Source organism: Enterobacter sp. RIT418, from assembly GCF_003057745.1.
Taxonomy (GTDB): domain Bacteria; phylum Pseudomonadota; class Gammaproteobacteria; order Enterobacterales; family Enterobacteriaceae; genus Enterobacter.
Map to the genome: position 1 here is coordinate 1 of NZ_QBJD02000042.1, position 376 is coordinate 376.

Below are 376 nucleotides of genomic sequence, written 5' to 3' on the forward strand. Positions count from 1 at the left end.
GCAGCTCATCAATCGGGCCGAAGTCCAGCGCGCGCAGCGGGCAGGACTCGACGCAGATCGGCTTTTTGCCGTCGGCGACGCGGGTATGGCAGCCGTCGCACTTGGTCATGTGGCCTTTGGCGGCGTTGTACTGCGGCGCGCCGTACGGGCAGGCCATGTGGCAGTAGCGGCAGCCGATGCAGACATCCTCGTCCACCACCACAAAACCGTCCTCGCGCTTGTGCATTGCCCCGCTCGGGCAGACCTTGGTGCAGGCCGGGTCCTCGCAGTGGTTGCAGGCAATCGACAGGTAATAGGCAAAGACGTTCTGATGCCAGACGCCGTTGTCCTCCTGCCAGTCGCCCCCCGCGTATTCGTAAATACGGCGGAAGCTGAC

At 64.1% G+C, this 376-nt stretch carries 1 protein-coding gene; it reads right to left on the reverse strand.

Annotated elements, in window-relative coordinates; translation table 11 throughout:
* The coding region (locus DBY73_RS22015; RefSeq protein ID WP_146745809.1) for a 4Fe-4S dicluster domain-containing protein at positions 1–376 on the reverse strand (376 nt) is incomplete at both ends.